Origin of the sequence: uncultured Candidatus Kuenenia sp. (assembly GCF_900696675.1) — a bacterium.
Lineage (GTDB): Bacteria > Planctomycetota > Brocadiia > Brocadiales > Brocadiaceae > Kuenenia > Kuenenia stuttgartiensis_A.
Map to the genome: position 1 here is coordinate 1 of NZ_CAADGZ010000043.1, position 25,376 is coordinate 25,376.

Sequence of the window (25,376 nt, forward strand, 5' to 3'; positions counted from 1 at the left end):
TTAAAAACAAATGTTTAAGTTTTTTCAAAAATATTAACGAGTATACAGATGAATTGTCTACTCTTTTAACTGAAAATTTTCAAATTATTGGCGAGCAAATTTCGAAAATCTGATTTGTTTGACTATAACTTCATTAATATCCAACCATATATCTGTAATTGCTTCGCCTTTTGCTTCATCAAGATAACGAATTAATCCAACCTTACCAGATGGATAGTCATATATTCGTCCTTTTTTACGGAACTCCGCTATCGACTTTTCAGAGTAGTCACCAATGTTATCTATTCTATACCAACGACCATCCTTATCTTGCTTGTTAAATTTCGACAGAATGTATTTTTGATCGTATTCTTTAAATTGTGCGTTCCATGTATATGAATCACTTTTTGTGTAATACAGCATACTGTCTGATGAACGAGCATACTGGCGCGATATGGCTTTTGCTCCACGAGGAGGCTGTCTTTTCCAACGAATTTCATTTCGATAAACACTTGTACCGAAAACTTCCTCCATGACAAGCCTCATGAAGGAATTCACCCGCCAATCACAATGCACATAAATACTCCCATTTTCCACCAGCAAATCCCGCATCAGCACAAGGCGTTCGTAGATCATGGCGATGAAGCTGTCAGCGCCCTTGCCCCAGGTATCGCGGTATGCCAGTTCTTCCAGCACATTGGGTTTCTTGGTGAAGGTGTCGTCGCCGATCTCTATGTCCATCGAGAAATCCGCGCCCACATCAAATGGCGGGTCGATGCAGATGAGCTTAATGCCGCCCTCCTTTTCAATTTCCGCGCGGAGGGGGCCGTTTTTCAGGGATGAAAGAATGAGCTTGTTGTCGCCCCAGATGAGTTTGTTCGTCCATCCGGATTTCTGACGGCCTCTTGTGTCGAAAAGCGGACGTTGAACAGGATATTTGTCAACTGCGGCGATACGGGAATGATCACCAATAACCTTTCCGGATTTGCGTTTATTGACGGCCATTATCGGTTTCGAATTACGAGGTTCATCCACCTGTTCGATTACCTGAAAAGGCAAAACGAGATTAGTCACTTCACTGGTTTTGCCGTTCCATACCAGTTCCACCTCACGCTTGTCGTCAAAGAGCATAAAGCGGTACTTATCGGGAAGCGGCTTATCCGCTTCAATAAGTTTCAGTATTTCGCGTTTTTCGGTATCAGTAAGTTTCATTTACAACATCCCTTTGTTTCTGATCAGGGTTGTTTAGCGGGCTAACGCATAGCTAACCGGCATGCAGCTTTTTTACGCGTCCGGTTGAGCGTTTTGTTAAGCGTGTAGTTTTTTGCGCAAGCTTTATCAATGACAGAAGTGCAGTATTAACGGCTTCTTCGTTTGGAAAAGCCTCAGCAACTTCCGGTTTAAGAATAATAACATTTGATGACTTACGCAGGCGACTTACATACTTGCCACGCACCAAAGGGACTGGGAAGTCTGAACGTTTATACTCCGCACGCAATTCATCTTTTTCTGTCTGTTTAACCTTCTTCATAAATCTTTCGCTCTCCTTTGCCCGCTATGCGAGCGCTTATAATTCGTATAGTCTCGCCTCGCTCGGTGTGTGCGACCACTAATAACCGACCTCGTTCCGAAACGCCGAAAGTAATGTATCTGCATTCGCCAATAGAATGATCCGGGTCAGCGCCAGTTGCAGCCATAGGGTCACTCAACGCCATTGAAGCTTCCTCGAATGAGACCTTGTGCTTTCGCAAATTTGAGCGTGCTTTCTTCGGATCCCATTCGAATTTCATTTCATGTTCCTTTAAATATTATATCAATAATTGGATAGCGTTAAGCAAATTTATAATTTATGACAGTAATTAATCCCACTGTTATTCTTAGAAATTGGGAACCGGGAATTTGGACCATTTGTTTAACAGTCGCTGTCCCTATTTTCTCCAAACTCAAACGAGCGCTATTCATGGTCGGATTGAATGATTCGTTAGCTTTTCTTATTTCTCAGGATCCCTTTGCCCTGACATAATCGCAATGGTATTGATGATTGCTCTTGTCGCCTCCGCGCAGAGAGCGGCTTCTCGGAAGCTTGCTGTGCGCTTATGCTGAAGGCCTACTGCAAGCTGAACAGTTGTTTTGGCAAACTTCCGGTGTGTCTCATTGGAGTTTCCAGCTAACTCTGCGGCTATGTAGCTTTCCAGCATTCTCGCTGCATCAGTATTACTAGGCGATATGCTGTCAACACTGCTATGTTTCGTTGAGTCGTAAACTGCTTGAGCCAATGAAATAATAGCTTCTCTACATAAAAAGCCAACCGTTTGAAAATCTTCCTCATTTTCTGCATAGGCTAATGCATTATTTATCTTATCGACGTTACGATCAACCCGCGCCCAACCAGTAGGTTCTTGCGGCTGAACTGTCGAAGTTGTTTTGCTTTTCATCGTTAGGGCATCCAACAATGGCTGATAAAGAGTGCCAATATAATTTCTTCTTGCTTGCCAACTGGGGAGACTACCGTCGCTCCACTTTCCGTACCAACCCCAAAGATCATGATAAGGATTTGGGGCGTCAATCCCCATATCCTGCAATTTTTGCAGAATTTCAAATCGTCTGTGGTTATACTGGGCATTAACATCTTTAATCTTAGGACCTCCGGTGGCAACTGCAATCATCAACCCTTTTTGCGACTCTATCTTTTGAATTAATTCCTTCAACTCAGGCATAGGTATAGTATTGTTTATCTGCATACGAGTTTCCTCTGGCAAAGTGACCGCACGTATTCGTAAGTTCTTAATATAAGTGCTGCCAGGAAGGATAGCCGAAAAGGCATATAATATTTCTTCTCCCAATGGATGGTCATGTCTTGAAAGAATCTCATATGCCGTGCGAGGGCCTCGCAGTTCTATAGATAAACCGTCCAATTGATTACTCCCATTCATCCAGGAATCTACAACTTCACAATTTTCCACAGAGCACATTTTGAGAATATCTGCTGCCTCTTGTTCTCCGCCATCTATCAAGAATTGAATGGCTTCATTAATAATCTTATCATCCATTATCATCAGTAATATTTGTCGTTATTTAAGAAGCAAACGAAATGGAGGGCACGCAGGGGCAACCGCCATTGCAAAAACCACAGATGCTATTCCCGGCCGGGTCGAGCCGGATGTTATCTGTTCAAGTTGTGTAGGTTGGGATAAGTAAAGCGAAACCCAACAAATTAAAATATTCATGTCCTACCTTTACGTCACATTTAGTTTTAAGTAGCAATGAAAGCTGGAATTGGTCACTCAACGATTAAACTCAGCGTCGGCTATCAACCGTCCGATGGGGGGACTTGTTGGACGTCCTTTTTTGCCTTTTAATAATTTCGGTTAATGATCTCAATGCCTCATTTACAGAGTCGTGGTCAGGGAAAAACTTTGCAACATCCGGATCTATAACCACGACATTTGTCCCTTCATTGTATTTTTTTGCATATTTTCCCTGAATCCCTTTGCTGAAATCGTACTCTTCAAGCATGTCTGGATCTTTTTGCTTTCTCTTCATATTGTTTCCTTTCGTTTTTTGTTGTTTTTCTTGCGCTGATTATTCTGATTTTATCTTCTCTTTCCGTATGAACAATTACCAAAAGACGATTTTTACAGGAATTTCCAATTAAAATGAACCGGTCCTCTTCGTCAGAGTGCAAAGGATCATAAATCGTTAATGACAGGATATCTTTGAAAGCAGTGCTTGCCTCATCAAAAGATACGCCGTGAATATTTATATTCCTTCCCGCCTTGATTGGATCCCAATCAAACAAAAGCATGTTTCATCTCTTTTTGATTTAATTATCGTTGTACAGGTTGGGTTGAGTAAAGCGAAACCCAACAAATTAAATTATTCTTGCCCTACGTTTACGTCAAATTTAATCTCAGTACCTGCTCCCTAATTGCTATCATAAGCGCCTTGCTTTATTTAATGGATAAAAAACAGTGGAAAATAAAAAAGTGCCTTTCTATTTTAATCGTAAGATATTTTTCAAAGCCTTATCAAGTGCTTCCATTTCTGAATTTGAAATGTCTCCGTATTTTTTATGATTCTCTTTGTACTTACGGTTTGAATTTGGTCGCAGCAACCCTTAGACTCGTTGAACAAATATTTTGATTTAATCAGGAACTCAAAAGGATAGATTTTACTTACATTGCCGGTAATTGGAATAACAATGGCTCGATTGCCGTGTATAGCCATTTCTTTTGGGGGAAAACAACGACGGCTGGCCGTGTTTTTTGAATTTCAGTGCCTGAAGGGTTAGCGGGGGCTTGGACGAGAACAATATCGCCTTTTTTCAGTTCCATTCTTCGTCCTCAAATCCTAATTTTTCCCAATCCTCGAAATCCTCTACAGGTTTTTTGAAACCCTCAATCATCTCCGATCTAATCATCAATTCCTGTTGTAATTCGTGAATCAAATGCTCTTTTTCTTGTATTGACAGGTTTTCAAAGCTTTGAGGCACATTCAAAACAACTTGCATTCTTAGCTCCTTTCCGGGATAAGCAGGGATTAACTATGATTCCAATTTTGCCACAATATTACACAAGGGTATTAATTTATTGTATAGCAATCTCTGGAAAATGGTCATTTGGCCCAGTCTGAAAGCGAAACCCCAACAAATTAAATTATTCGTGTCCTACCTTTACGTTAAATTTAATTTCATTACCTGCTCTCCAGTCGCTAGCATAAGCGCCTTGCTTTACATAGCAATGAAAGCAGAAATATGGCCACTCATCAGGTGATTTTGCCAATCCGTGTTTAAGCTGAATAATTACGCACGGACAAACCTTGTTTGTCCGTGTTGAACTGGTACTACATTGTCTATAAATCACAAATGGTGAGCTTCTTAAGTATCCCTATACAAAACAGGAGTTATGAGGTTCAGGATTGCTTTGCGGAGTTTTGCACTGAAGCAAAACAATACGATACTAATCATTGCCGGATGTGCATACCGCAAAGCAATCCATTTCTAAGGAAGAGAAAGATATATTATACGTATAGAATACGTGTTTTCCGCGAATGCAACTCAAAAAAAAATATTTACATAAGATTATAAAGATATTGGTAATCCGACCTCTGTTTTCCCAAATTAATTGTCTGTTAACGCACGTTCGCCATTTTTTCTTCCATAACTTTGTCAAATTCGGCAAGGGAAGGGTTAATAATTTTTGGCTCATATAATTTGTTAATCACGGCTTCCTGTGTTTTTAAACCATTCCCGGTAATGGAAATGACGATGGATTCATCACGCGGTATCTTTCCTTGTTCGATCAGTTTTTTCGTTACCGCCACGGTAACGCCGCCAGCCGTTTCCGTAAAAATACCTTCTGTTCTGGCAAGCAATTTAATACCCTCAACAAGCTCATCGTCCGTTACATCTTCTGCCCATCCACCGGAAACATTAATGCTTTTCACCGAATAAAAACCATCCGCGGGGTTTCCAATTGCTATCGACTGCGCTATGGTATTGGGCTTTACCGGCCTTATCACATCCGTCTTGCCTTTGACCGCCGTAGTAATCGGAGAACTTCCACTGGCTTGAGCACCATGTAATTTTGTATCTGCGCCATCAATAAGACCTAGTTGTACAAATTCTTTTATTGCCTTTCCAATCTTTGTAATTAATGATCCGCCCGCCATGGGCACGACAATATGCTTTGGCACTTTCCAGCCCAGTTGTTCCATGATTTCATAACCAAATGTCTTTGATCCCTCACCGTAATATGGTCGTATATTTACGTTTACAATCGCCCAACCATATTTATCGGCAATTTCAGAACATAACCTGTTTACCTGATCATAATTTCCAGTTACTTTTATCACATTAGGATTATATATCAGCGTGCCAATAATCTTGCCCTGTTCCAGGTCTGCTGGCATAATAATATAACTTTCCAGGCATGCCTGAGCCGCCTGTGCAGCTACTGAGTTTCCCAAATTGCCGGTAGTTGCGCATCCAACAATCTTGTAGCCAAATTCTTTTGCCTTTGACAATGCAGTTGAAACCACTCTGTCCTTAAAGGAAAACGTAGGATAATTTACCGAATCATTTTTTACATAGAGTTCTTCTACGCCCAGAATTTTTGCCAGATTATTCGCCTTTACCAGCGGCGTAAATCCCACCTGGCTTCCAACAGTCGGTTCGCCGTCTATCGGGAGCAGTTCTTTGTAACGCCACATTGTATTGCTGCGCGATTGAATAACTTCTCTGTTTATAACCTTTTTAATGCCCTCGTAATCATAATCTACCTCTAAAGGCCCGAAACAAAAACTGCAAACATGTAATGGTTCTTTTGGATATTCTTTTCCGCATTCCCTGCATTTTAATCCGTTTACATAACCCATTTCTTTCTCCGTATATTTCAGCAATAAAAAAAGCCTCTTTCCTAAAAATAAGATAGGATGAGGCTTTTATTTGTTCTCCTATCTTATCTTTTCCCAAAAACTTGAGACAGGAATTAGCACCTGCACCATGTTCAGACGTAATCTGAACAGGCCGGTTGCTGTGGCTTCACAGGGCCAGTCCCTCTGCCACTCCGGATAAGATACTGTATAAGTTAGGATTCTATCTGAAATCAGGTAAACAGTCAACCGTTAATCTGGAATACCAAATAATCAGAGTGCGATTCCCCTTTTAGTTAATTTTGTTTATCACAACACCGGTAATTAATTTGGGATAAAAATAGGTTGACTTTGGCGGCATTACCTTGTGCGCCAGAGCGATTTCCCTTACTTGTTCTATCAGAGTCGGCCGCAAAATAAATGCCGCCTGAAAAGCACCTGATTGTACGAGTGATACAGCTTCTGTTTCATTCTTTACATACTTTATAAAATCTTTCAAACCTGCTTCGTCGGAATTTATTCCCAATATCCTTTTTAAAACGATGCTATGGAGTATGCCTGCGTCTAAATGCTTCCATTCCGGATGATCATTTGCAAACACCTTTTCTAATATCCTTTTATCATTTAACCGCAACAGGCTGTATCTATCACCCTGCCCTGCGTACATTACGAAGCAATGGGGAGCACTATCGCTATTGAGTTTTCGCATGATAGCATCAATCCCACCGCTGTTTTCCATGTATTCAATCTCAAAGAACTCTTTAAGACTATGCAGGACATGGTCTGGGTTAAAGTCCTTTATTTGCCGGACTACACGATGAAAAGGGAATATTTGCAGCCCCGGATTATTCATAGAAACACACACCATCATCACATAATCCGAAGGTAATTCCCTATTTTGCCCGCCATTTTCTTTATGTTTCTGCTCTTTATAAACTAACGATGTTTCATAGCGATGGTGTCCATCAGCGATAAAAAGGGCTTTTCCCTTCATTATTTCAATGAGCTTATCGATAGTCTTTTTTTCTCTAATGACCCAAAGTTTGTTTGTTACACCGCTGTCGTCAACAAAATCGATTTCCGGTTTTGTTGTGGTTATTGAATGTAAGTAATTATCAGCGGCATTGTCTTCATCTGGGAAAAGAGCAAATATTGAACTGAGATTTGCCTTACATGATTGCATAAGTTTCAGGCGGTCTGCCTTGGGACCTGGAAGGGTCTGCTCGTGAGGATAAATGGATCCTGTATCAAACGGCTCAAGCCTTACCAACGCAATGAAGCCCCGGCGAATAAAATGCTTACCGCCATAGGAAAATTCCTGATCATAGATGTAAATTGCCGGTGCATCCTCTTGTTTCAATATGCCCGCCTTCATCCACTCCTCAAGAAATTCCGAGGCGCGGGTATATCTGTTATCCGCTTCCGTATCTTCGGGAAATTCCTTTCCCAAATCCAAACGAATCATATTATTCGGATGATTCCTATAATACCGCTCCTGTTCTGCGGGAGATATGACATCATAAGGAGGCGTCATTACTGCCGAGCAATCTTTTATAATGTCATGATTGTATCTCAAACCACGAAAGGGTTTTATTATTACCATATTTTATGACCACTCACCTTTCTTATACAACATCAGTTTCCGTTCTTATACAACATCAGTTTCCGTAATTAAATACGCTGATAAAAACCGAATTTTCGTAACACTTTAGTTTTTTGAAAAAGTAGGGGCGAAGCATTTGCCCGTTTGGGTATGAACGCATTTATGACAATTTATAGCAAATGCTTAGCCCCTACACTATGAGACAAACATCGCTATTATTGGAATTTTTCAAAACCCTAAATTGTTACAAAACTTTTAAGTTCCCCATAATAATTCTTAAGGAAATTAAGCTTGCCTATAAAAATCTCTTTATTGTCAGGAAGCCAATTCATCTGATTCTTTCGACATAATTCTTTAATAGATATTCTTTCATCTTTCTGAATTTTTTAGTCTCCCAATACTTTTTGATACTACGAAGCCTGAATTCCATCAGTATTTTATAGTTCTCACAGGCCATAGGTTTGCCATTTTTTATAACCTGATATAAGAGCAATGGAGGCGCCTCATTTAAAAAAGCAACATCTACTTTTTCAGTTTGAAAGAAATCAATGACGGTATCGTAAACAGCGGTTTTATCATAACGCCGGTTTTCAAAATAAACACCAATATCAATATCGCTATCTTTATGAAAACTGTCTGTAAGGATCGAACCAAATAAAAAGATTATGTCTGCACCTGTAAGGTGCAGTAATCCATCATAATCCCTGTTGAGTATAATATCTTTTGTTATCATGGATTTACAAGATGTGTTCAGATTACAACTCTGAACACACAAGAATCTGTTTTAATTACTGGGCGCAGGTTACAAACTTAGCAATTATTCCAAAAGTTTTTTAAACTCCTCGATAGATAAGTATGCATCTCTTATTAATGACCGCAATAGACCACGATCCAAGGTGTTATGCGCTGGAATAGAGAGGGTTGTAATAACACCCTCTTTTTTCAGTATTATGTGACAATTACTACCAACTCTTACAAATTTCCAACCGGCTTTCTCAAACGCTTTTACCGCCTCTTTACCAGAAATTACCGGCAGTTTTGATGCCACTTTATATTGTAACCTCAAAATAAGCCAACTCTTTGGTTTGCGTTACCAAATCCTTATCCAAAGCTTCCAAACAGGCCTTAATGGCGTCTTTTATATTTTCTATAGCATCCTCAATAGTGTCCCCTTGAGAATGACATCCAGGTATGGCAGGACAGTGGGCTACAAAACCAAAGTCTTCACCCTTTTCTATCAATACGCGATAAACCATAATATGGCACTCCAGGATTCACACCTTCAAAAACTTATCAATAGTGTAGGTATTGGAAGCCAGAAGCTGGATTACTGTTTCTATTCTCCAACTTCTAGCCTCTCATGTATTTACTTCCCAACGTTCTTTGCACCCTCAGTAATAAACGATTACCGCACTTCAAACACCCGCTTCCTTACGTAACGTATCCACCATATCAGTCTTTTCCCAGGTAAATGAATCCTCGGTACGGCCAAAATGTCCATGTCTGGCGGTAATCTTATAAATTGGCCTTCTCAGATTCAATCTCTTGATAATACCGCTGGGCGTCATATCAAAAACTTTTTCACAAATCTGAGTAAGCCTTTCATCCGGGAGTTTACCGGTACCTTCTGTAGTAATGTGAACAGACAATGGTTTTGCCACTCCAATAGCATACGCCACCTGCGCCTCACACCTGTCTGCCAATCCTGCTGCTACTAAATTTTTTGCGATATGTCTGGCTGCATAACAAGCGCTTCTGTCAACCTTTGTTGGATCTTTTCCGGAGAAAGCACCTCCGCCATGACGACCCCATCCGCCATACGTATCAACGATAATCTTCCTGCCAGTCAAACCGCAATCCCCCTGCGGACCGCCGATTACAAAACGCCCTGTAGGATTAATATGATAAATCGTTTTGCTGTCCAGCAAGTTTACCGGTATCACCTGTTTGGCAACCTTCTCGATCATGTCCGTTTTAATAGTGTCATGTTTAACATCAGGGGCATGCTGTGTAGAAATAACAACAGTATGTACTCTGATAGGTTTAAGGCCTTCATACTCAACCGTAATTTGAGACTTAGCGTCAGGACGCAAATACTTTAATGTCCCGTTTTGCCTCAATTCGGCATGCTTTATGATTGCCCTGTGTGCCAGCATAATTGGAAGGGGCATTAATTCCGGCGTATCATTGCAAGCGTAGCCGAACATCATTCCCTGATCTCCAGCGCCTTCTTCTTTATGTAGTCCTTCACCGCTTACCCCCTGTGAAATATCCGGCGATTGTTTGCCAATGCTTGTAAGAACCGCGCAGGTATTATAGTCAAATCCCATAGACGCATCGCAATAGCCTATTTCTTTTATCGTATTCCTTACGATATCGGGTATATTTACATTCGCCTTAGTGGTGAATTCACCCGCAACAAAAGCAACCCCTGTTGTCACCAAAGTTTCACAAGCAACCCTGCTCATAGGGTCTTGTTCCAGCATAGCATCTAATACGCTATCGGATATCTGATCAGCTATTTTGTCAGGGTGTCCCATTGAAACAGATTCCGAAGTAAATAAATACCTTCCGCTCCTCATAACAATACAGTCCTCTCTTCCAAAAAATGTTCTCTCAATATATTCATATTACGATTTACAACGCCCTTTTGTTTTGTTACCGCTAATTGTGCCCTCCTGCCAATTTCCCTGGATTCTTCCGGATGCTCCAATAAATATGTTATCGCTTTTGACAAAGAATGTTCATCATCCACTATCAAAATCGCATCTGCCTTTTTTAACAGATCAACTTCCTCTTTAAAATTAAACGTATGAGGACCTACAATAACAGGTTTTGCCAAACCAGCAGGTTCTACCATATTTTGTCCGCCATGGGGAATCAAACTTCTTCCCACAAACACACAATAAGCAATGCTATAAATAGTAGACAACTCCCCTACCGTATCAACAACAATAATTGGATACCCCTTATATCCTGCACCCTTCTTTCCCTTATCAAGCGATGACTTTTTTGCATAGTCAAACCCCAGAGAAGCTATCTGTTTTATAATATAGGGAACTCTTTCAATATGACGCGGCGCAATAATCAACCTTAATTTACCAAATTTTACACAAAGATTTTTAAACACCCTCAAAAGAATAATTTCTTCGCCTTCAAAAGTGCTGCCACAGACGATCACCTCTTCATCCGCTTCAATTTCAAACAATTCCAGCAAACGTTCTCTTGTGTTTGCGGGAATATCGGTGACAATATTATCGTATTTCATGTTACCGGTGATCTTTATTTGAGTCTCCGATATGCCCAGCTCTTTAAGGCGGAAGGCGTCAGCCTGCGTTCTCGCACAAAAAAGGTTTTCTTTTCTAAGCAAACTTTTTGAAAACATGCACGAAATCCGGCAAAACAACCGGTACCACTTCGCTGATTTAGCAGATATTCTTGCATTTACCAAAACAACGGGAATTTGTTTTTTTGCAGCGGCAGTTATAAAATTCGGCCATATTTCCAGTTCTATTAATAGTATTAATTGCGGCTTTATTCTGTTGAATGCTTTATTGACCACCCAGCTCAAATCAAGCGGAAAATAAAAAATCCTCTTTCCTTCAAAATATTTTTTTGCAACAGAAAACCCCGTATTTGTATTAACAGACAACGCTATTTCAAACCCGTCGAACTCTTTTTCTATGGACTTTATAAGAGTCTTTGCGGCTAGAACCTCTCCAACCGAAGCGCAATGAATCCATATACAAGGTTTTTTGCCGGCTTTTGCCGGAATAAAGCCAAAACGTTGTAATAAACCAGTGCGGAACCGCTTATTTATTAAAATTTTCAGGAGAAAATAGGGAAAACCAAAGGTAAGTGCTATTATATAAAAAGCATCAAAAATTGTAGGCATGCAAATAGGAAAGGATTTTATAATAAATACACAGCGCTGCTTCTAACCGGTTCATTAATACAATGATAACGCATCTAAATTATCATGCCCTGCCGCAACACTGTTTAAATTTTTTGCCACTGCCACATATGCAAGGCTGGTTTCTCCCGACTTTAACACCGACTTTTATCGGTTCCACTTTTCTTTCCACCCGTTCTTCCGCTCTTGCATTATTTTCCCGAACAGGAGCAGTTATTGGGTCTGGAGGTCCCTGTATTCTTTCCCGTCCGGAAACTTCCTTATGTATGTATGTTTCCGGACGCAATACTTCCTTTATCTCCGATTCCTCTACCTTCTGCAGTTTAAAAATAAGACTTGTCACTTCATCTTTTATGGACATATTCATATTTTCAAACATGCCAAGCGCTTCCCGCTTATATTCTATCCTTGGATCAATCTGGGCATATCCCCTTAATCCTATGCCGGACCGCAAGTGATCCATTGCATATAAATGGTCTTTCCACTTTGTATCAATCTTCTCCAACAAAAGGATTTGCGCTATTTTTTCCATTCCGAATTTGCCAATAGCATTTTCCTTTTCCTTGTAAGCATCAAATGCCTTTTGCGTCAGGAACTCCTCAATATTCTGGCGGGTCTTCTCCCCAACTTCATTTAGATCAACCGGTATGCCGAATTTTTGCTCAAACCATCCAGCCAAATCAAAATATTCTTCAGGGTAGTCATCATCATCCTCATAGTTTTTTTCACTCCCGATGCTTTTTGTTTCAAATGCATGGCCTACCATCTCGCAAATGCTGTCTTCTATCATTTGTGTGATATAATCGTATAAGTATTTTCCCTCAAGCACATTTTGTCTAAGACTGTATATTGTTTTTCGCTGATGGTCCATTACTTCATCATAATCAAGCAAGTGTTTACGTATTTCAAAATTATGCGCTTCTACTTTTTTCTGCGCCCTTTCAATAGATTTAGAGACCATCGAGTGTTCGATAGCCATGCCTTCTTCCATGCCAAATGTTTTTAGCAGAGAACTCACACGTTCGGAAGCAAAAATGCGCATTAAATCATCCTGCAATGAGACGTAAAAGCGTGATGATCCCGGATCGCCCTGCCTGCCTGCACGTCCGCGAAGCTGATTATCAATACGCCTCGCTTCATGCCTTTCAGTGCCTATGATATGAAGTCCACCCAGGGAAGCGACGCCTTCTTCTAAAACAATATCAGTACCCCTGCCTGCCATATTCGTAGCAATGGTAACATTGCCCCGCTGCCCTGCCTTTGCAATTATCTGAGCTTCCCGCTCATGATGTTTTGCATTCAGCACCTCGTGTTCGATACCTTCCCTTCGGAGCTTCTCGCTTATAAATTCTGATTTTTCAATAGACACTGTCCCGACCAATACCGGCCTTTCCTGTTTATGCACTTCGACAATTTCCCGGACAATAGCATCGTATTTTTCTTTTTCCGTTCTATAAACCCTGTCCGGGAAAATCTTACGTTGCAAAGGCTTATTCGTGGGGATAGTGACCACTTCCAGTTTGTAAATCTTATCAAATTCCGCAGCCTCTGTTAAAGCAGTACCTGTCATTCCGGAAAGTTTATCATATAATCTATAGAAATTCTGAAGGGTTATGGTGGCAAGTGTTTGATTTTCTTCCTTAATACGCTGATGTTCTTTCGCTTGTATCGCCTGATGCAATCCGTCACTCCATTGTCTTCCTTCCATCAATCTTCCGGTAAATTCGTCAACAATAATAACCTCACCATTTTTTACGATATAATCTGTTTCATTTCTGAACAGGTAATGGGCGCGCAACGCTTGTTCAATATAATGAGGCCATTCCATGTTTGTGCCTGTATAAAGACTTTCCACATTTAAAAACTTTTCAACCTCTTCAATGCCTTCCTCGGTAAGATGCGCCATGCGTTCTTTTTCTTTTATTTCGAAATGCTCTCCCCGTTTTAATCTCCTTGCTATTTTATCTGCTACATAATATTTCTCCGTAGATTCTTCCGCAGGCCCGGAAATGATTAAAGGTGTACGTGCTTCATCAATAAGAATACTGTCCACCTCATCAACAATAGCAAAATTTAAACCACAGCTAACTTGTACCTGCTCCTCCAGTCTCACTTTCATATTATCGCGAAGATAATCAAAACCAAATTCATTGTTTGTACCATAGGTTATATCGCATAAATATGCCTCTTTTTTTTCATCATAGGCCTGATGTGACTGAATAGCCCCTGCCTTTAATCCCAGAAATTCATATAATGGAGACATCCAGTCTCTGTCACGCTTTGCCAAATAATCATTGACCGTCACTACATGGACGCCTTTTCCCGATAAAGCATTTAGATATGCAGGCAGAGTCGCGACAAGCGTTTTACCTTCTCCAGTGGTCATTTCAGCAATTTTACCATGATGCAACACAATGCCACCTATAAGCTGAACATCAAAATGCCTCATCGTCTTGTCCGGACTATCCGCATTTGGAACCACAAGAATCCTTCTGCTTGCTTCTCTTACCGTGGCAAATGCTTCCGACAAAATATTATCCATCGTTTCGCCTTTTGACAATCTTTCCTTATATTCATCTGTTTTTTGACGTAATTCGGAATCAGTCAAAGACTTCATTTTTGGTTCAAGGGAATTTATTTGCTTTACAATTGGGTATATCTTTTTTAATACCCGATCGTTCGATGTCCCGAATAATTTTGTTATCATAATTTCAAAATAATGCTAAAAAAGAATTTTTATAATTAAACAACGACAGATTTCACCTGTAATTGTTATTTCGCCCCCCCTCGCTTTTATCATTTCAGGAAAAGAAATAGCAAGAAATCTTCCGCTCAGGGCAGACGGCGGGGAAATCCTTGTTCCAAATCTTAAGATTTCCCTCTCTGTCAGGAACGACTGCCGAAGGGGTATTTTCGCGCTCCTTAGTAACCAAAGGTAACAGGCATTTCATTTTAAGCGAAGATGAATGTTTATGTCAAGGCATTGTTAACAAGGCACTCAAAAAAAAAGGCTGTGGACTTCATTATCATCCGCCAGCCTTCTTCTTTTGCCCTGAAATGTGCAGCCTTTTAAATCATGTTGAAAAAAATAATAAAATATATCAGAAAAGCCCTTTTACTTTTCCGGTTTCCACATCAACATCAACGCGGCGATACGCCGGATCGGAACATGTTCCCGGCATCAGTTTAATATTCCCCGCAATGGGCACCACAAACCCCGCACCCTTAAATGTCAGAATATCCCGGATACTCAGCCTCCAGTTCTTTGGCGCTCCCTTTATATTGGGATTATCCGTGAGTGAAAGATGCGTCTTCACCATGCATGTTCCAAGCTTTGAAGTTTCAGGATCAGCTTCCATGGCCTTTACTTTTGCTAAAGCGTCCGGACTGTAATCCACGCCGTCCGCACCATACACCTGCTCCGCAATTAACTCTATACGCGTTCTTAGCGGCGTGCTGAGTTCATACAGAAATTTAAAGTCATTTGGCTCATTGCAGGCATCAATTACTGCATCAGCAAGTTCCACCGCACCATCTCCCCCCTTTAGCCAATGCTTTGACAACGCAACGCGTGCCCCTGCCCGCTCCGCAAGCCTCCTTACAGCATTAATCTCCGGCTCTGTGTCCGTATAAAATGCATTAATACACACTACCGGATTAATCCCCGCCTTTTTCACAACATTAATAAGATGGGTCAGGTTTTCCGTCCCTTTTTCCACCCACCCGACATTCTCCTCCTTATAGCACGGATCAAGCGGATGTCCCGGCACCGGCACAGGCGCACCCCCATGACACTTGAGCGCCCTCACAGTAGCAACCAATACAGCAGCATTCGGTTTGCTGCCAGAAAAACGGCACTTCAGATTCCAGAATTTCTCAAATCCGATGTCCGCGCCAAATCCTGATTCGGTAACCACGTAATCCCCTAGTTTCAAAGCAATCCTATCCGCCACAATTGAAGACTGCCCGATAGCAATATTGGCAAAAGGACCAGCATGCACAAAGACCGGCTGACCTTCAATAGTTTGCATCAGGTTCGGATTGAGAGCCTCCACCATCCATGCCGTCATTGCGCCGTCTACTTCCAGATCAGCCGTTGTTACAGGCTTTCCTGATTTGTCATACGCCACTACGATCTTTCCCATGCGTTCACGCATGTCTTTCAGGTCTTTGGCAACAGAGAGAATTGCCATGATTTCTGAAGAAACTGCTATGGCAAATCCGGACTCCATCATGAACCCGTCCATCTTGCCCCCCAATCCAATCACAATCTGGCGAAGCGACTGGGCGCAAAAGTCTATGATCCATTTCATTTCAACCCTGTGGGGGTCAATATTCAACCGCCTCAGGTTTTTTTTGGCAAGTGTCGCATCGTCATAATTAAATTCGTGCTGCATTCTTGAGGTAAGCGCCACCATCGCCAAATTATGCGCATTCATTATCGCGTTAATATCACCGGTAAGCCCCAAAGAAAATGGCGTGAGGGGGATGCACTGCGAAAGACCTCCTCCGGCTGCCGACCCTTTTATGTTCATCGTAGGGCCGCCGGACGGCTGCCGTATTGTACCTATAACGTTCTTGCCTCTTTTCCCTAGTCCCTGCACCAACCCTATCGTGGTTGTTGATTTGCCTTCACCAAGTGGCGTAGGAGTTATGGCGGTTACATCGACAAATTTGCCGTCAGGTTTGCCTTCATATCGCTTCAATATTTTCTTGTAATCAACCTTGGCTACATAGTGCCCATGAGGAAGCAGCTCTTCTTTCGCAAGACCTAATTTATCCGCTAACTCATATACAGTCTTCATCCCCTTTTCTGCTTCTTCCGCTATCTGCCAATCCGCAAATTTGGTAGGATCTAATGACATAATATTAACGCCTCCTTTTAATGTAAATTTTACATTTGTAATAAATTAAAAAAGTATTTTTGCTATCTAAGATACATACCTAAGTGTCTCTCTTATCACTCACTATCGTGGTATTATGGTCTCTGCGGCATATAAATCGCTTGATTATACTTGTAAAACTGTTAAGGTCAAGAAAAATGATTCCCTAATCAATACCCTCCTGCGAATTTTGTTTACAAAAAAGTCAATAACTGTAAAATACCCCCCCCCCTATAACACGTATGAAGTGTTAACGGAGCATATCGGCCACTCTTGAAGTGTTAATGTAGCATATCGGCCACTCTTAATGGCAAATATATCCCATTTTATAAAAAATGACCAATTATATGCTTACTTTATAAATGTATGCAAGATTTTTCATTTTAACCTCTTTTGTATACCTATGTCATATAGTGTTATTTTATAAGTAGTTGTATTAATTTTTTTGCAAAAATAAGTTTAATAATAATAAATTATTCATATATAATGATATATTATTGCAAAGGCACTCTCTTTGCTCGCTTATTATTTTCACGGAACTAAGAAGTGTTGTTTGGGTCTTTCGTCTATTTCGTACGTAGTATTGTGTGTTTTATGTAAAAATCTTTTAATAGTAAAAAAGAGGAAGAGGAAAGGAGGGATATTTTACAACAATCTTACGTTTCGTTAGAATTGGTTTTTAACAATCTTACAAGAATAGGAGAAAAGTAATTATGATACATAAAAAGTTTTCTTTTATGCTTCCACTGCTTGCTGCAGGAATTTTTTTAGCAAGTCAAACTACTTTTGCACAGGATTTTGACAGAGAAGCATTAAAGGCAGAGTTAAAAGAGGAAATATTAGCAGAGGTAAACGAAACCGTGTGGGATTCACCCTTATTAGGTGGCCTAAAAAACGTTTCTTTGAGCGGATTTTTGGATGTGAATTATTTTTACAGTTTCAAGAAACATAGCAATTCTCCTCAACAGGATGAACTTGCGAGTGGCTTGAACTTTATTGGTGAAAACGAAAATAATTCATTAACCTTCGAGAGCTTTACCCTTTTCTTAGATAAGGAAGCCACTGAAGAACACCCTATAGGCTGGCAGTTACATACCTATTTTGGTGAAAAGGCGAAAAGAATTACTTTCTTGGGAGAAGCAACTCCCCGGGGTACGAATGATCCCGACAGAGACGATATTTTTACCGTAGCCACGGCAAATATTTCATGGATTGCGCCAATAGGTAAAGGATTAACCATTACCGCAGGTAAGATGTATACATGGATTGGATTAGAGCTAGTTGAAAACATAGGGAACCCTAATTATCAGCACGGCACGCTTTATAACAATGCAATCCCTTTTACCCACACCGGAATTAAGGCAGGATATGATTTAACGGACAATGTTTATGCCGCACTTTATTTGGTGAACGGATGGGACTCTTTCATCGATAACAACTCCGCAAAGTCTCTCGGATGGTACATTTCTTATACTTCACCATCAGAAAAGACCTTTGTTTCCTTAGCAGGTATTCACGGCGCTGAAGGTTGGGATCAGGAAAAGGGGCCGATTGCGAGCGATGCTCAACGAAGCAGTTCTACCGGTGGTTTAACTCAAATGTTTGACCTGGTAGCATCATACCAGTTAACAAACAAGTTGAAGTTAATGTTCAATGGAGATTGGGGTGTTGCAGAAGATGCCGCAATGGATATTTCCAGCGGTATGGCCACTGGTACTACCGGCCATTGGTGGGGCGTTGCCGGATATAGTTTATATGATTTTACCGACTGGTTCCAGGGTGTTGTTCGATACGAATACCTCGACGATACCGATGGTGTAAGATGGTTTGATACTTCAGTATGGGACGTAACCGTCACTGCAAACATAAAGGTGAGAGAAAATCTCTTATTCAGGCCTGAATTCAGGTATATTAATTTTGCCGGTGATGACAGCGCTGACGAAGAGGTAATTGTAGGGGCAGGCGTAGAATACTTATTCTAGGTTTAAAAACAAAGGAATTCAATTATTGCTAATGATAAATGAAAATCCCCCTGAACATAAGGTTCAGGGGGATTTTTCTTTTGCTGGTATTTCGTTTTTACATAAAACGAAAATTCCTCTATTATTTAATTGATTCCGTTAAATAACCTGTACGCTTCTTTCCCCCTCAGTTACCTCGCCAATAACCGATACTGATTCACCGGCAGCGTTTAGGTCATTCATTATTTTTTTCACATCCAACGCAGAAACAATCAGCGCCATACCTATCCCCATATTAAAAACACGAAACATTTCCCGCTCATTAATATTGCCGATATCCTGCATTATTTTAAATATTGCCGGAATGTCCCACCTGGTTTTGTCTATTTTCACCGAGCACCCTTCCGGCAGGATTCTCGGTATATTTTCCAGCAAACCGCCGCCGGTGATATGCGCCATCCCCTTAATAACAGTTTTATTTTTATATTTATTTAATATTTTGAGAATTGCTTTTACGTAAATCCTGGTAGGCTTAAGAATCTCCTCTCCCAGGGTTGTTTTCAACCCATATTTCCGTAAACTCCGGGAAGGCTTCATTCCCGCTTCCTCAAAAAAAATCTTTCGAACAAGTGAATACCCGTTGCTGTGAATGCCGTTGGAACCTAACCCCAATACAACGTCTCCCGGTGTAATGTTTTTACCATTAATAATCTCGTCTTTTTCTACCACCCCCACAACAAAACCAGCGATGTCATATTCTCCTTTTTGGTAAAATCCCGGCATTTCAGGTGTTTCACCTCCAATGAGTGAACAACCGGCCTGGCGGCACCCTTCAACGATACCATCTATAACTTCATGAAGAACTTCAGGTATGATTTTGCTGCTTGCAAGGTAATCCAGAAAAAACAAAGGCTCGGCACCCAACACTACAACATCGTTCACACACATGGCCACTAAATCAATGCCAATGGTGTCATGCTTATTCATCATAAAGGCTATTTTTAATTTTGTGCCCACGCCATCGGAGGAAGAAACAAGAACGGGCTGTCGATATTTTTTCAGCCTTGAATTTAATGCAAACAACCCGCCAAATCCCCCTGGGTTCTCAATTACCCTGCCGTCAAATGTTGTTTGCATTTTCGAATAGATATTCGACGTAAAACAACCTTTCGTATCAATATCAACACCGGCATCTTTATATGAAACACTCTTTTTTGTTTTTTCTTTCATAATTTTTTCTTTCCCTGTTTCCTCTTCCATGAAGGTTTCAAGGCGGATGGCTTACCTTTACAATAACCAAGAAACATGCCGTACACATACGCAAATTCCCGAAAAATAGGCAGGATTGCCAGTAGCGGCAATGTTTTTGCCAAACCGGTATCCCCCGTTCTTATCATAACGATTGCGCCTATCGGGACATATACTAATGTTAATGCACTCAATAATGTTCCAAAAAATAATCCGGGTACAAAGTATACCCTCATTCCGCAGGGTATCGTTGCCAAAAACACAACCAGGCTCACAAAAAGTGCCATAAATACGGTGGGACGTATCCATAATTTCAGTCTGAAAGGCATATGCTGACGGAATTTCAATCCCATCGCATATCCCCAGTAAAACTTCCTCCTCCATATGCCTTCCCATGTATCAGGATATTGTGTATATACAACATTCTCCGGATCATAAATGACCTTGCCGGTTTTATCCAGTTTCCATCCTAATTCGGAATCTTCGCTCCACCATGCGCTTTCATTAAACCCTCCCAAATCCAGCAATGTATCCCTGCGTATCGCAGAGTTTACTCCGGATACTTTGTTCGGAATAAACGTTTTTCTGAATGTGCCGTTCAAAATCTGATCTAATACACTTGTTGCATTTGCCAGCGGATTACCCTTGTTTTGCGCTTTATAAGCGCCCCCAACCGCAATAACCTCTTCATCTGCAAAATGACGTTCAAACAGGGTTAACCAATGGGGAGAAACGCCGGTATCCGCATCGGTTGTGACGACAATCTCTCCGGTAGCCCGGGATAATCCCGAGTTCAAGGCGGCAGCCCTCCCGCCGTTTTTTTCTCTTTTTACCAATATAACGCCCCTGCTTGCAAACGTTTCGACTTCTTTTACGGTATGGTCCGAAGAGGCGTCGTCAATAACAATAATTTCTTTGTCGGGATAAGTCACGGAAAGAAGAGAATCAAGGCAGGTGGAAATGGATTTTTCTTCGTTATAAGCGGGTATAAGGATTGAAAATTTCATTGTTAGAAAAGCTTTCGAAACATCGCTTTCAAAGCATCAAGCGAACCGATTCTTCTGATATTTTTAAGAACAAAACGGGGGGAAAGGAAAAATGCAAAATTGGCACTGCGCACCGCTCTTTCAAGGTCTGTCTTGCTCAGATGGGGATAGGCTATGTTGGCTTCCTTTGCCACATTCACCGGTTTATAGTCACCATAAACAAATAAATTGTTTTCTTTCGCCGTTTTATAAAAATCAGTCCCGGGAAATGGATTTGCGATATTATACATTACCTGATCTACCTTTAACCGTTTCACTTCTTCTGTATTTTTTCTTATGGTTTCCATTGTTTCTAATGGAGAAGCCCCGAACATAATATTTATTTTTGCAGATATGCCATATTTTTTTACCAGTCGTATCGCCTCTTCATTCTTTTTAACGTCAATATCCTTTTTCACATAATCCAGTATTTCCTGGTTAAATGATTCCACGCCAAGATCAATAAATTTACAATTTGCCGCAGCCATTGCCCTTACTATGGGTTCCGTCAGATGATCCGACCTTGCGGAACACCCCCATACTATGTCTAAATCTTTAATGCCCTCGCAAATTTTAATAGTCCTTTCTTCTCCCCACACGAATTGGTCATCTTGCATATTCACTGCCTTATACCCCTGCGATTTCAATAAGGCAAATTCCCCAATGATATTCTCAGACGACCGCTTCCTTACGGGCGGTTTTTTGTCAAAGTAATGCTTGTATTCAAGTTCTCTTGAGAAGCTCAGTGAAGAAGGAACACAGTAAATGCAGCGGTAGGAACAACCCCGTGAAGTACAAACGGCAGTAAACGGCCGCATCCCCAGTTTGGGATTATAATAGACGTCCTTCTCTTCCAAAAGATGTCTTGCGGGAAAGGGAAGTTCGTCCAGATTTTCTATTGGCTCTCTGGTATCATTATTGATAATTCCATTATTGCTTCTGAAAGACACGCTTTTGATACCGTTAATGGCTGATTTATCCTCTAATGCATTTACCAGTTCAAGCATCGTGTATTCCGGTTCACCCCTGACGGCATAGGTATCGTCGTCTGCAACAAATTCCAGCGGTCTGTCTGATGGTGCAGGGCCAAAAAATACAACCGGTATATCTCCCCTTATCTCACGGATGTCATGCAATGCCTGCATATCGGTCTTTTGTGAGAGATTGACTGAGTAGAAGCTGTAAATATCACTCAAATCTTCCCTGAGGAACGTCCGGAATTGTCTTCGGTCCCATTTTTTAATGGTAGTTTCAATATATCGAACTTCGCAACCTGCCTTTTCCAGAACAGCCGCTGCGCTGAGGAGGAAGATATTCGGGACATAATAGAGCAGGTATGCACACCCGGCAACCCGCTCCGGGATATTTCCATCAATGGGTGGTGGTACTAGAAAAGTAATTTTCATAATTGTATTTATTAATCAAATTCAGGAATAATGGTTATCTTCATCTTATACAAAACAACTTCTTTAGTTTATTATTTACTTCACTCAGAAATTTGGGAGATAACTCTCCCAATTCACGTTGGCACAGTGAAGTCGTTACCGTCATTAAACGATGCAATCGCAAAGTTGAAGCCACCTTTAAACCAGTTCCACTAAAGCCTTCGTGTGATGTATCTATTATTAAATCTGTTTCGAGTAAATCTGATGGAATTCTGCTACTTATAAATGCAAGTATAACATGAGAGTGTGAACCAATTGGATTCGTCAAACATACTGCTGGTCGTACTTTTGATGTTGAAAGGTCGTCGAAAGGAAAATTAACTAATACTACTTTACCCCTAGTCATGAAATGGTTTTCCATCAAAAGAAGTATAAATATCCTCTTCAGGTTCTTTTAAAAAATCAAACGCATTATTCACACTTGCCAACTTGAGCCATTCCTTTTCATCTATGTCTGTTTCTTCTTGCAATAATATAATAACACGAACTTTTTGGGGACCAGCAACAGGTAATGGTTCATCTAATACAAGTTGTCTTTTTGCATTAATAGTAGCAGTTGTTTCAATAGCTTTTTCTATTTTGTCCATGATATATACTTTCCATATTTTATATCATATTAACTTTTCTATATTTTCCATAGGTAACTATTTTTCTCATACCTAAAAATCCTCCAACAAATAATTAACACTACAGCATGTTAACTTACTGCCCTGATTTCTTCACTTGCCAATGTTTTGGCCGCATAATCGAGAGTCGCCAGTATATCCTCGCGTGTAATCTCATACTCAACCATAACTTATTCGTAAGTCATCCCCCCTGCCAATTTACCGAGGATAAGATCAACAGGAACTCGTGTCCCTGTAATGACAGGTTTACCAAAACGCACTTTCTCATCGACACCAATTCTTGTGGCTATTTCCACAGTTTATCTTCCGATTTATTATTGGTCTTTTTTTTATCCACTGCGTAATACATAGTCTTAGACTTAGTTTCGACCTCAAAACTTGCTTCTTTTGTCTTATCCTGGAAGTCAGACAAACTGTATGTATCAGCAAATTACGAGAAAGTAATCATAATTTATAGGCTAACGACTTCCACATTTATTCGTTCTTTTACGTCATGTTCCTTTTCAAGAAGGTGGTCTATTTCATCGAGAACCTTAGCATGGAAATAACGCTCACCGCACTCAGGACAAACCTCAGCCTCAACATTTTCTACAATATATAACTTGCCATGAAGCCAGTGTTGCCTTTTTACTTTTTTCTTTACCGTATTGCCTTTACAAAATTCACATATCATATCTCATATCTCCTCCGTTAAAGCATATGCCGTTATTATAATAAGGCTGCCATCTTCTCTATACCTACAAATGATATGAATTATTCTATCGTCTCTGGCAGTTCCTTCTATTCGATACCTTGTCCCCCTTACATCTTCTGTAAATTTCTTTACAATCTTCCCTTTAAGAATAGCATTCTTAATATCTGCACGTTCCAATTTATCGTCTAACATTTCATCTTCAGCATGGGATGAGATGTAATAGTCCTTATCAATAATCTTCTGCCGTATCTTTTGTATTTTAGACATTCCTAAATACTTTCATTTGACATTTTCGATGTCAAATGGTCAAGGATGAGTTAAGTGAAGCAAACCCATCATTATCATTCCTTGTCCGTTGGCAAATGCACGTTTTTGTTAGAGATGCTTTGCTTCACTCAATCTATTCAACTCACAATCATTAGTACCAAGATGCCAGATAAACATAATATATATACTCGCTCGATACTCCACCGCCTCCATGACTGTTATCATTATTACACTTCGGATGGCCAAAAAATTTTCTTATCAAGGTATCCTCAACTGTAATAGCATTTTCGGAACTATTAGTTTCGTACAATGCAAAAATATCATCACAACCATGCCTCGATTGGGTAGCATTGCAATCATTGGTCCGTCCAATATAAAACTCTTTAATTTCTCGTCTCCTGATAATATCCGAAATCAAATTATTGAGATTATTTACCACATCGGCAGGCCAACCTTTAATTGGAAATTGGGACATATATACCACCTTTTACAGCTATGAATATAATTACGTGCGTCATTTTAATTAGTTGCACCTCATTTTTATTCAATTTTATAAGGATTTACTAATTTCCAATCTGCTTTATAATCAGGGTCTTCTTTTGTATAGTGGTTTTTTATAGTTTTTTGGCAAGTATTAATATTAGTTTCTAGACCTTTCAGTTCTAAATTTGTAAGTTGAAAATTTAAGTCATGTTCAAAAGGTTTTACGACATGTTCTATATATACTTTAATTTTCGCCGAGTACTTTCCAACCTTCCAGATGAATGAATTTTTGAAGTAATCCAAAAATTCATTATACTCCTTTGATATTTTAAAACTATCAATGCCCGCGCTACTTTGATAAATATTATTGTAAATTTCATTAGTGGAATTAAATAATTTGTTATATGCCTCTTTAAATTCTTCTTTTTGAAATCCAAATTTCCTTTCTATTAATGTATCTGTTAGAACTTTGATAGCTATTGCCTTTTGGGTTTTTTTAAACGGCATTGAACCCAAATCTGGATCTGATATTTCCATTTGAAGAAATTGCTCTTCGAACCAATCCCATAAAAATTGATGCGTTTCGTTGTTTTCGTGTCTTAAAATAATATCAATTTTTTTAATTAAAGCTTCTTTTTTTTCAACAGAAAATGCCAAGTTTATATTTAATATTGGCCCATCTATGGAATATCCTATCTCTAATTCTTTATGGGAAATTATAGACAAATTAGGCTTTAACAATAAATTTCTGGGTCTTCTCCCTACTGAGTGGGTAAAAATGAGCGAAAAAAGTCTTGCGACCCGCAATTAGAGGGAGTTTTCAGCTTGTTTTAGCGTCTAAAAATGTGATATAAAATCGCATGAGAAAAAAACGATC

Annotated in this window: 26 protein-coding genes and 1 riboswitch; of the genes, 1 reads left to right on the plus strand and 25 read right to left on the minus strand. The window is 40.1% G+C overall.

Annotated features, from left to right (window positions below; all coding sequences use genetic code 11):
* Nucleotides 1-84 precede the first annotated feature (84 nt).
* The 17 genes from QZT26_RS08295 to QZT26_RS08375 form a co-directional block, all read right to left on the minus strand.
* Complete coding sequence (locus QZT26_RS08295) at nucleotides 85-1,191, minus strand: DNA methyltransferase (RefSeq protein WP_295101598.1); 1,107 nt, start codon at nucleotides 1,189-1,191, stop codon at nucleotides 85-87.
* Nucleotides 1,192-1,243: 52 nt separating this feature from the next.
* Nucleotides 1,244-1,510 (minus strand): hypothetical protein, encoded by a 267-nt coding sequence (locus QZT26_RS08300; RefSeq protein ID WP_099326218.1) that lies wholly within the window; start codon nucleotides 1,508-1,510, stop codon nucleotides 1,244-1,246.
* Entirely contained in the window at nucleotides 1,497-1,769 is a 273-nt protein-coding gene (locus QZT26_RS08305) for a BrnT family toxin (RefSeq protein WP_099326217.1), read from the minus strand. Before QZT26_RS08305 ends, QZT26_RS08300 begins: the two co-directional genes overlap by 14 nt.
* 201 nt (nucleotides 1,770-1,970) lie before the next feature.
* Entirely contained in the window at nucleotides 1,971-3,029 is a 1,059-nt protein-coding gene (locus QZT26_RS08310; protein ID WP_157820658.1) for a hypothetical protein, read from the minus strand.
* Between the two features lie 247 nt (nucleotides 3,030-3,276).
* Nucleotides 3,277-3,522, minus strand: a complete 246-nt coding sequence (locus QZT26_RS08315; protein WP_099326215.1) for a hypothetical protein — start codon at nucleotides 3,520-3,522, stop codon at nucleotides 3,277-3,279.
* Nucleotides 3,488-3,784: a BrnT family toxin gene (locus QZT26_RS08320; RefSeq protein WP_099326214.1), complete on the minus strand. Its 297-nt coding sequence runs from the start codon at nucleotides 3,782-3,784 to the stop codon at nucleotides 3,488-3,490. Before QZT26_RS08320 ends, QZT26_RS08315 begins: the two co-directional genes overlap by 35 nt.
* A gap of 370 nt (nucleotides 3,785-4,154) precedes the next feature.
* Nucleotides 4,155-4,313: a type II toxin-antitoxin system PemK/MazF family toxin gene (locus QZT26_RS08325; protein WP_099326212.1), complete on the minus strand. Its 159-nt coding sequence runs from the start codon at nucleotides 4,311-4,313 to the stop codon at nucleotides 4,155-4,157.
* A complete protein-coding gene (locus QZT26_RS08330) occupies nucleotides 4,304-4,489 on the minus strand; it encodes a hypothetical protein (RefSeq protein ID WP_164995348.1) in 186 nt (61 codons plus the stop codon). Before QZT26_RS08330 ends, QZT26_RS08325 begins: the two co-directional genes overlap by 10 nt.
* A 620-nt stretch (nucleotides 4,490-5,109) precedes the next feature.
* Nucleotides 5,110-6,354: a threonine synthase gene (gene thrC / locus QZT26_RS08335; RefSeq protein ID WP_164995349.1), complete on the minus strand. Its 1,245-nt coding sequence runs from the start codon at nucleotides 6,352-6,354 to the stop codon at nucleotides 5,110-5,112.
* Between the two features lie 80 nt (nucleotides 6,355-6,434).
* Nucleotides 6,435-6,556, minus strand: a riboswitch (SAM riboswitch).
* A gap of 87 nt (nucleotides 6,557-6,643) precedes the next feature.
* Entirely contained in the window at nucleotides 6,644-7,954 is a 1,311-nt protein-coding gene (locus QZT26_RS08340; protein ID WP_099326211.1) for a DUF1015 domain-containing protein, read from the minus strand.
* A gap of 328 nt (nucleotides 7,955-8,282) precedes the next feature.
* The gene (locus tag QZT26_RS08345; protein ID WP_099326210.1) at nucleotides 8,283-8,687 is read right to left on the minus strand and encodes a nucleotidyltransferase domain-containing protein; all 405 of its coding nucleotides are present in this window, start codon (nucleotides 8,685-8,687) and stop codon (nucleotides 8,283-8,285) included.
* An 84-nt stretch (nucleotides 8,688-8,771) separates the two neighbouring features.
* Complete coding sequence (locus QZT26_RS08350) at nucleotides 8,772-9,002, minus strand: type II toxin-antitoxin system HicA family toxin (RefSeq protein WP_099326209.1); 231 nt, start codon at nucleotides 9,000-9,002, stop codon at nucleotides 8,772-8,774.
* 1 nt (nucleotide 9,003) lies between these two features.
* Nucleotides 9,004-9,210 carry a type II toxin-antitoxin system HicB family antitoxin gene (locus QZT26_RS08355; RefSeq protein WP_099326208.1) on the minus strand — a complete coding sequence of 69 codons (207 nt, stop codon included), beginning with the start codon at nucleotides 9,208-9,210 and terminating at the stop codon, nucleotides 9,004-9,006.
* A 159-nt stretch (nucleotides 9,211-9,369) separates the two neighbouring features.
* Nucleotides 9,370-10,536 carry a methionine adenosyltransferase gene (metK, locus tag QZT26_RS08360; RefSeq protein ID WP_128705380.1) on the minus strand — a complete coding sequence of 389 codons (1,167 nt, stop codon included), beginning with the start codon at nucleotides 10,534-10,536 and terminating at the stop codon, nucleotides 9,370-9,372.
* Nucleotides 10,533-11,849, minus strand: coding sequence for a 3-deoxy-D-manno-octulosonic acid transferase (locus QZT26_RS08365; protein WP_295101603.1), 1,317 nt, complete (start codon nucleotides 11,847-11,849; stop codon nucleotides 10,533-10,535). Before QZT26_RS08365 ends, metK begins: the two co-directional genes overlap by 4 nt.
* 82 nt (nucleotides 11,850-11,931) lie before the next feature.
* The gene (secA, locus tag QZT26_RS08370; RefSeq protein ID WP_099326205.1) at nucleotides 11,932-14,574 is read right to left on the minus strand and encodes a preprotein translocase subunit SecA; all 2,643 of its coding nucleotides are present in this window, start codon (nucleotides 14,572-14,574) and stop codon (nucleotides 11,932-11,934) included.
* Between the two features lie 394 nt (nucleotides 14,575-14,968).
* On the minus strand, nucleotides 14,969-16,732 hold the full coding sequence (locus QZT26_RS08375) for a formate--tetrahydrofolate ligase (protein ID WP_099326204.1): 1,764 nt from the start codon (nucleotides 16,730-16,732) through the stop codon (nucleotides 14,969-14,971).
* A gap of 731 nt (nucleotides 16,733-17,463) precedes the next feature.
* Between QZT26_RS08375 and QZT26_RS08380 the strand changes: the two genes are divergently transcribed.
* A complete protein-coding gene (locus QZT26_RS08380) occupies nucleotides 17,464-18,732 on the plus strand; it encodes a carbohydrate porin (protein ID WP_099326203.1) in 1,269 nt (422 codons plus the stop codon).
* 138 nt (nucleotides 18,733-18,870) lie between these two features.
* Here the strand turns inward: QZT26_RS08380 and purM are convergent, their stop codons facing one another.
* The 8 genes from purM to QZT26_RS08420 all read right to left on the minus strand — a co-directional run bounded on the left by purM (nucleotide 18,871) and on the right by QZT26_RS08420 (nucleotide 25,240).
* Nucleotides 18,871-19,941 carry a phosphoribosylformylglycinamidine cyclo-ligase gene (gene purM / locus QZT26_RS08385; protein WP_099327092.1) on the minus strand — a complete coding sequence of 357 codons (1,071 nt, stop codon included), beginning with the start codon at nucleotides 19,939-19,941 and terminating at the stop codon, nucleotides 18,871-18,873.
* A complete protein-coding gene (locus QZT26_RS08390) occupies nucleotides 19,938-20,966 on the minus strand; it encodes a glycosyltransferase family 2 protein (RefSeq protein WP_099326202.1) in 1,029 nt (342 codons plus the stop codon). Before QZT26_RS08390 ends, purM begins: the two co-directional genes overlap by 4 nt.
* Nucleotides 20,967-20,968: 2 nt before the next feature.
* Entirely contained in the window at nucleotides 20,969-22,390 is a 1,422-nt protein-coding gene (locus tag QZT26_RS08395) for a radical SAM protein (protein WP_099326201.1), read from the minus strand.
* Between the two features lie 377 nt (nucleotides 22,391-22,767).
* Entirely contained in the window at nucleotides 22,768-23,016 is a 249-nt protein-coding gene (locus QZT26_RS08400) for a hypothetical protein (protein ID WP_099326199.1), read from the minus strand.
* Between the two features lie 490 nt (nucleotides 23,017-23,506).
* The gene (locus tag QZT26_RS08405; protein ID WP_099326198.1) at nucleotides 23,507-23,728 is read right to left on the minus strand and encodes a YgiT-type zinc finger protein; all 222 of its coding nucleotides are present in this window, start codon (nucleotides 23,726-23,728) and stop codon (nucleotides 23,507-23,509) included.
* Between the two features lie 3 nt (nucleotides 23,729-23,731).
* Nucleotides 23,732-24,016 carry a DUF4258 domain-containing protein gene (locus QZT26_RS08410; RefSeq protein ID WP_099326197.1) on the minus strand — a complete coding sequence of 95 codons (285 nt, stop codon included), beginning with the start codon at nucleotides 24,014-24,016 and terminating at the stop codon, nucleotides 23,732-23,734.
* A 151-nt stretch (nucleotides 24,017-24,167) separates the two neighbouring features.
* Nucleotides 24,168-24,491, minus strand: coding sequence for a hypothetical protein (locus QZT26_RS08415; protein WP_099326196.1), 324 nt, complete (start codon nucleotides 24,489-24,491; stop codon nucleotides 24,168-24,170).
* A 65-nt stretch (nucleotides 24,492-24,556) separates the two neighbouring features.
* Complete coding sequence (locus QZT26_RS08420) at nucleotides 24,557-25,240, minus strand: hypothetical protein (protein ID WP_295101609.1); 684 nt, start codon at nucleotides 25,238-25,240, stop codon at nucleotides 24,557-24,559.
* Nucleotides 25,241-25,376 lie beyond the last annotated feature (136 nt).